Origin of the sequence: Streptomyces pilosus (assembly GCF_014649835.1) — a bacterium.
In the GTDB taxonomy this organism is placed as follows: Bacteria; Actinomycetota; Actinomycetes; order Streptomycetales; family Streptomycetaceae; genus Streptomyces; species Streptomyces pilosus.
This window is the reverse complement of sequence record NZ_BMTU01000004.1, coordinates 609,136-617,051: the sequence shown is the minus strand read 5'-3', so window position 1 is coordinate 617,051 and position 7,916 is coordinate 609,136. Positions and strand designations below refer to the sequence as shown.

General features: G+C 69.6%; 3 protein-coding genes. All 3 read left to right on the top strand.

The window, feature by feature from the left end:
• The coding region (locus IE118_RS13780) for a HAMP domain-containing protein (RefSeq protein WP_189558136.1) at positions 1-3,935 on the top strand (3,935 nt) is incomplete at its 5' end.
• 306 nt (positions 3,936-4,241) lie between these two features.
• Positions 4,242-4,919: a response regulator gene (locus IE118_RS13775; protein ID WP_189558135.1), complete on the top strand. Its 678-nt coding sequence runs from the start codon at positions 4,242-4,244 to the stop codon at positions 4,917-4,919.
• A 174-nt stretch (positions 4,920-5,093) separates the two neighbouring features.
• Positions 5,094-7,832, top strand: coding sequence for a DNA translocase FtsK (locus IE118_RS13770; RefSeq protein WP_189558134.1), 2,739 nt, complete (start codon positions 5,094-5,096; stop codon positions 7,830-7,832).
• The last annotated feature ends 84 nt before the right edge of the window (positions 7,833-7,916 follow it).

Genomic DNA, 7,916 nt, shown 5'->3' with positions numbered 1-7,916 from the left:
TCGCCCAGGTGACGACGGCGGTCGCCAACGGTGACCTGTCGCAGAAGGTCACCGTGGACGTCTCCGGCGAGATGCTCCAGCTGAAGAACACCGTCAACACGATGGTGGACCAGCTGTCGAGCTTCGCCGACCAGGTCACGCGGATGGCCCGGGACGTGGGCACCGAGGGCCGGCTGGGCGGTCAGGCGCGCGTGGACGGCGTGTCGGGCACCTGGAAGGAGCTCACCGACTCCGTCAACTCCATGGCGTCCAACCTGACCGGTCAGGTGCGCAACATCGCCCAGGTCACGACGGCCGTCGCGCGCGGTGACCTGTCGCAGAAGATCGACGTCGACGCGCGCGGGGAGATCCTCGAGCTGAAGAACACCATCAACACGATGGTGGACCAGCTCTCCTCCTTCGCCGACCAGGTGACGCGGGTGGCGCGCGAGGTGGGTACCGAGGGCAGGCTGGGCGGCCAGGCGCAGGTGCCCGGGGTCGCCGGTGTGTGGCGCGACCTGACGGACTCCGTGAACGGCATGGCCTCCAACCTGACCGGTCAGGTCCGCAACATCGCCCAGGTGGCGACGGCGGTGGCGCGCGGTGACCTGTCGCAGAAGATCACCGTGGACGCGCGCGGGGAGATCCTGGAGCTCAAGAACACGCTGAACACGATGGTCGACCAGCTGTCGTCGTTCGCCGAAGAGGTCACGCGGGTGGCGCGCGAGGTGGGTACCGAGGGCATCCTCGGCGGTCAGGCCGAGGTGCAGGGCGTCTCCGGCACCTGGAAGGACCTCACCCAGTCGGTGAACGGCATGGCGAACAACCTGACGCTCCAGGTGCGCAACATCGCCGAGGTCACCACCGCCGTCGCCAAGGGCGACCTGTCGAAGAAGATCACCGTCGACGCCAAGGGCGAGATCCTCGAGCTGGTCACGACCGTCAACACGATGGTGGACCAGCTGTCGTCGTTCGCCGAGCAGGTGACCCGGGTGGCCCGTGAGGTGGGCACGGAGGGCATCCTGGGCGGTCAGGCGAACGTGCCGGGAGTCACCGGCATCTGGAAGGACCTCAGCGACAACGTCAACCTGATGGCGAAGAACCTGACCACTCAGGTGCGGAACATCTCCCAGGTGTCCGCGGCCGTCGCCAACGGTGACCTGACGCGGCAGGTCAGCATCGAGGCGCGCGGTGAGGTGGCGCAGCTCGCCGACACCATCAACATCATGGTGAAGACGCTGAGCGCGTTCGCCGAGCAGGTCACCAAGGTGGCCCGCGAGGTGGGCACGGACGGCATCCTCGGCGGTCAGGCGCACGTGCCGGGTGTGGCGGGCACGTGGAAGGACCTCACCGAGTCGGTGAACGGCATGGCGTCGAACCTGACCGGTCAGGTCCGCAACATCGCCATGGTGACGACGGCCATCGCCAAGGGCGACCTGACGAAGAAGATCGACATCGACGCGCGCGGGGAGATCCTCGAGCTGAAGACGACCATCAACACGATGGTGGACCAGCTGTCCTCGTTCGCCGAGGAGGTCACCCGGGTGGCGCGCGAGGTGGGCACCGAGGGCCAGCTGGGCGGGCAGGCACGGGTGCGTGACGTGGACGGCACCTGGCGGGACCTGACCGAGTCCGTGAACGAGATGGCCGGCAATCTCACCCGGCAGGTGCGCGCCATCGCGCGGGTGGCGACCGCGGTGACCCGCGGTGACCTCAACCTGAAGATCGACGTGGACGCCTCCGGGGAGATCCAGGAGCTCCAGGACTACATCAACAAGATGATCGCCAACCTGCGCGACACCACGATCGCCAACAAGGAGCAGGACTGGCTGAAGGGCAATCTGGCCAGGATCTCCGCGCTGATGCAGGGCCGCCGCGACCTGGACGACGTGGCCTCGCTGATCATGAGCGAGCTGACGCCGGTGGTGTCGGCGCAGCACGGCGCGTTCTTCCTCGCGATGCCGCTGGTCGACGGCGAGGACCTCACCTCCGCCGACGACGACCAGTTCGAGCTGCGGATGCTCGGCTCGTACGGCTACTCCATGGGGTCCATGCCGACGTCGTTCCAGCCCGGTGAGGGGCTCATCGGCACGGCCGCCATGGAGAAGCGGACCATCCTGGTGGAGAACGCGCCCAGCGGCTACCTGAAGATCTCCTCGGGGCTCGGGGAGGCGCCGCCGGCGCAGGTGATCGTGCTCCCCGTGGTGTTCGAGGGCAAGGTGCTCGGGGTGATCGAGCTGGCGTCGTTCACGCCGTTCACGGCGATCCAGAAGGACTTCCTCAACCAGATCGCCGAGATGATCGCCACGAGTGTCAACACCATCTCGGTGAACACCAAGACCGAGCGGCTGCTGGCCCAGTCCCAGGAGCTGACCGAGCAACTGCGGGAGCGGTCGGCGGAGTTGGAGCAGCGGCAGAAGGCGCTGCAGGCGTCCAACGCCGAACTGGAGGAGAAGGCCGAGCTGCTGGCCCGGCAGAACCGCGACATCGAGGTGAAGAACACCGAGATCGAGGAGGCGCGGCAGGTCCTGGAGGAGCGCGCGGAACAGCTCGCGGTGTCCATGCGCTACAAGAGCGAGTTCCTGGCGAACATGTCACACGAGCTGCGAACGCCGCTCAACTCGCTGCTGATCCTGGCCAAGTTGCTCGCCGACAACGCCGACGCCAACCTGTCGCCGAAGCAGGTCGAGTTCGCCGAGACCATCCACGGCGCCGGGTCCGACCTGCTCCAGCTCATCAACGACATCCTCGACCTGTCGAAGGTCGAGGCGGGCAAGATGGACGTCTCGCCGACGCGTATCGCGCTCGTCCAGCTCGTGGACTACGTGGAGGCCACCTTCCGGCCGCTGACCGCGGAGAAGGGCCTGGACCTGTCCGTGCGGGTCTCTCCGGAGCTGCCGGCCACCCTGCACACCGACGAGCAGCGGCTGTTGCAGGTGCTGCGGAACCTGCTGTCCAACGCGGTGAAGTTCACCGACTCCGGCTCGGTCGAGCTGGTCATCCGGCCCGCCCGGGACGACGTCCCGCAGGCCATCCGGGAGCAGTTGCTGGAGGCCGGTTCGCTGACCGACCCGGACGCGGACCTGATCGCGTTCTCGGTGAGCGACACGGGCATCGGCATCGCGGCCGGCAAGATGCGGGTGATCTTCGAGGCGTTCAAGCAGGCCGACGGCACCACCAGCCGCAAGTACGGCGGTACGGGACTGGGGTTGTCCATCTCGCGGGAGATCGCCCAGCTGCTCGGCGGCGAGATCCACGCGCAGAGCGAACCGGGGCGCGGATCGACGTTCACGCTGTACCTGCCGCTGCACCCCAGCGAGCTGCCGCCGAACGGATACGCGCAGCCCATGCCGGCGCTGGAGGGCGGGGACCCGGTCGCGTCGGCCGAGCCCGCCGCGCCGCAGACCGCGACGGCGGCCGAGGTGACCTCGTACCGGGACTCCCAGAACGGTCCGGCCGCGCTGTTCCGGCGCCGCCGCAGGGTCACGCTGGAGCAGCGGCCCGCCGTGGAGCCGGAGCAGTGGCCGGGTCTCGAGCAGCAGGAGCCGGCGCCACGCCCGTCGCGCCGGGGCATCCGCTTCGGCGGGCAGAAGGTGCTGATCGTCGACGACGACATCCGTAACGTCTTCGCGCTGACCAGCGTCCTGGAGCAGCACGGTCTGTCCGTGCTGTACGCGGAGAACGGCCGGGAGGGCATCGAGGTGCTGGAGCAGCACGACGACGTGGCGGTCGTGCTGATGGACATCATGATGCCGGAGATGGACGGGTACGCCACCACCACGGCGATCCGGCGGATGCCGCAGTTCGCCGGGCTGCCGATCATCGCGCTCACGGCGAAGGCGATGAAGGGCGACCGGGAGAAGGCGATCGAGTCGGGGGCCTCCGACTACGTCACCAAGCCGGTCGACCCCGATCACCTGCTGACGGTGATGGAGCAGTGGATGAGGGGGGAGTGAGGGCGTCGTCCGCGGGGCGGGCGACGGGACGGGAGGCTCCGGTGTTCACCCGGCGTTGCCGACGCGGTGGACGCGAAGTCGTGTAGAAGTACGGGATTCGGGGAACCTTCTGGTCTCCTGCCGCGTTTCTGCTACGTGCACAGTGACATCACGGTGACAGGGTGTGGTGACGGGCGGGGTGCGGCTACGATGACCGGCACAAGGACGGGCGGCGCAAGGGAGTCGTCCCCTGGGGCGGTACCCACAGGTACGACCCCAGGTCCTGCGGACAGGGGAGGCCCCAAGCCGGGGCGAGGAGGGCGGGCCATGGTGCAGAAGGCCAAGATCCTCCTGGTCGATGACCGGCCGGAGAATCTGCTCGCGCTGGAGGCGATCCTCTCGGCGCTGGATCAGACGCTGGTGCGGGCATCGTCCGGGGAGGAAGCGCTCAAGGCACTGCTCACGGACGACTTCGCGGTCATCCTGCTGGACGTGCAGATGCCGGGCATGGACGGTTTCGAGACCGCGGCGCACATCAAGCGGCGGGAGCGGACCAGGGACATCCCGATCATCTTCCTCACCGCGATCAACCACGGACCGCACCACACCTTCCGGGGGTACGCGGCCGGCGCGGTCGACTACATCTCCAAGCCGTTCGACCCGTGGGTGCTGCGCGCCAAGGTCTCGGTGTTCGTCGAGCTGTACATGAAGAACTGCCAGCTGAGGGAGCAGGCGTCGCTGCTGCGGCTCCAGTTGGAGGGCGGCGAGAAGGACGCCGACGAGGCCAATGAGTCGGCGGGGCTGCTCGCCGAACTCTCGGCGCGGCTCGCGGCCGTCGAGGAGCAGGCCGAGGCGCTGACCAAGCAGCTCAACGACGAGTCGACCGACGCGGCCGCGGTGGCCACGGCGGCCCATCTGGAGCGCAAGCTCACGGGGTTGCGGCGGGCGCTGGACGCCCTGGAGCCGGGGACCGGCAGCGCGTCCTCGGTGCCCTCGCAGAACTGAACCCCGTGGCGGGGGCCTTGCCCGGCTCCCGCCGAGGGCGTGCCCTGAAGGAGCGTCAACCGGGGTGCGTCCGCGCCCCGCTCGGTCAGCTTCGCGCCTCGGCGAGGGCGACACGAACGGGTGAAGCGTCCGCCACGCGTGTCCCCGCCCGTCTCCCCCGGTAACCTCACACCCATGGCCTCACGTCCGTCCGCAGCCAAGAAGCCGCCCGCGAAGAAGGCGGCCGCTGCCGCGAAGGCCCCGGCGAGGAAGGCCGCCGCCAAAAAGGTCCCGGCGAAGAAGGCTCCCGCCAGGAAGGCACCCGTCCGGGCCGCGGCCAGGAAGCCGGCGCCGGCGCCCAGCCCGACGAACGGCGTCTACCGGCTCGTGCGCGCCCTGTGGCTGGGCCTCGCGCACGCCGTCGGCGCCGTCTTCCGAGGTCTCGGGCAGGGCGCCAGGAACCTCGACCCCGCCCACCGCAAGGACGGACTCGCGCTGCTGCTGCTCGCCATCGCGCTGATCGTCGCCGCCGGCACCTGGGCGGACCTGAAGGGCCCCGTCGGCGAGCTGGTGGAGATCCTGGTCACCGGAGCGTTCGGCCGGCTCGACCTGCTCGTGCCGATCCTGGTCGCCGTCGTCGCCGTACGGTTCATCCGGCACCCGGAGAAGCCCGAGGCCAACGGGCGCATCGTCATCGGACTGTCCGCGCTCGTCATCGGCGTGCTCGGCCAGATCCACATCGGTTGCGGATCACCCGCCCGCAGCGAGGGCGTGCACGCCATAAGGGACGCGGGCGGCCTCATCGGCTGGGCGGCGGCCAGCCCGCTGTCGTCCACCATGACCGACGTCCTCGCCGTGCCGCTGCTGGTGCTGCTCACGGTCTTCGGACTGTTGGTCGTCACGGCCACGCCGGTGAACGCCATCCCGCAGCGCCTGCGCCAGCTCGGCGTACGGCTCGGACTCGTCCACGAACCCGAACTCGAGGAGTTCGGCGAGGACGACGCCCGCTACGACGAGCAGTGGCGCGAGGCGCTGCCCGCGAGCCGCCGCGGACGACGGCCGGCCCCGGAGGAGTACGACCCCGACGCCATGGAGCACGAGGCACCGACCCGGCGCCGCTCCCGGTCCCGCCGCTCCGCGGTGCAGCAGCCCGACATGAACCGGCCGATGGACGCCGTCGACGTGGCCGCCGCGGCGGCCGCCGCGCTCGACGGCGCCGTGCTGCACGGCATGCCGCCCTCGCCCGTGGTCGCCGACCTCACCCAGGGTGTGAGCACCGGCGACCGCGAGCCCACCACACCGACGCCGGTCCCCGCGGCCCGCACCCAGCCGAAGAAGCCGCAGACGGCCGAGCCGAAGCAGGACAGGCCGCCGGCGGGCGTGCTGGACATGACCAAGGAGCCGCCCCGCGAACCGCGCGACCTGCCGGCCCGGGCGGAGCAGCTCCAGCTCGCCGGCGACATCACCTACTCCCTGCCCTCGCTCGACCTGCTCACCCGCGGCGGACCGGGCAAGGCGCGCAGCGCGGCCAACGACGTCATAGTCGACGCCCTGCGGAAGGTCTTCACCGAGTTCAAGGTGGACGCCGCCGTCACCGGCTTCACCCGCGGCCCGACGGTCACCCGCTACGTCGTGGAACTCGGCCCGGCCGTGAAGGTCGAACGGGTCACCGCGCTGACCAAGAACATCGCGTACGCCGTGGCCAGCCCGGATGTGCGGATCATCAGCCCGATCCCCGGCAAGTCCGCGGTCGGCATCGAGATCCCCAACACCGACCGGGAGATGGTCAACCTCGGTGACGTGCTGCGCCTCGCCGAGTCCGCGGAGGACGACGACCCGATGCTGGTCGCCTTCGGCAAGGACGTCGAGGGCGGGTACGTGATGGACTCGCTGGCGAAGATGCCGCACATGCTGGTCGCCGGCGCCACCGGCTCCGGAAAGTCGTCCTGCATCAACTGCCTGATCACCTCGATCATGATGCGGGCGACCCCGGAGGACGTCCGGATGATCCTGGTCGACCCCAAGCGCGTCGAGCTGACCGCCTACGAGGGCATCCCGCACCTGATCACGCCGATCATCACCAACCCCAAGCGGGCCGCCGAGGCGCTCCAGTGGGTCGTCCGCGAGATGGACCTGCGCTACGACGACCTGGCCGCCTACGGCTACCGGCACATCGACGACTTCAACCGCGCGGTGCGCGAGGGCAGGGCCAAGCCGCCCGAGGGCAGCGAGCGGGAACTCCAGCCGTACCCCTACCTGCTGGTGATCGTCGACGAGCTGGCCGACCTGATGATGGTCGCCCCGCGCGACGTCGAGGACGCCATCGTGCGGATCACGCAGCTCGCGCGGGCGGCCGGCATCCACCTGGTGCTGGCCACGCAGCGGCCGTCGGTCGACGTCGTCACCGGTCTGATCAAGGCGAACGTGCCCTCCCGGCTGGCGTTCGCCACCTCCTCGCTCGCGGACTCGCGGGTCATCCTCGACCAGCCCGGCGCCGAGAAGCTGATCGGCAAGGGCGACGGGCTGTTCCTGCCGATGGGCGCGAACAAACCCACCCGCATGCAGGGCGCGTTCGTGACCGAGGAGGAGGTCGCGGCCGTCGTCCAGCACTGCAAGGACCAGATGGCGCCCGTCTTCCGGGACGACGTCACCGTCGGGTCCAAGCAGAAGAAGGAGATCGACGAGGACATCGGCGACGACCTGGACCTGCTGTGCCAGGCGGCGGAGCTGGTCGTCTCGACCCAGTTCGGGTCGACGTCCATGCTCCAGCGCAAGCTGCGCGTCGGCTTCGCCAAGGCCGGCCGGCTGATGGACCTCATGGAGTCGAGGAACATCGTGGGACCGAGCGAGGGGTCGAAGGCTCGTGACGTTCTTGTGAAGCCTGATGAGCTGGATGGCGTGCTGGCGCTGATCCGGGGGGAGTCTGAAGGGTAGGCGGAGGGGAAACGGCCGTCGCCCCGCCTCACCGCGGCGGCCGATCGTGACCCAGCCGTTAGGGATCATCGGGCAACTGTTTCC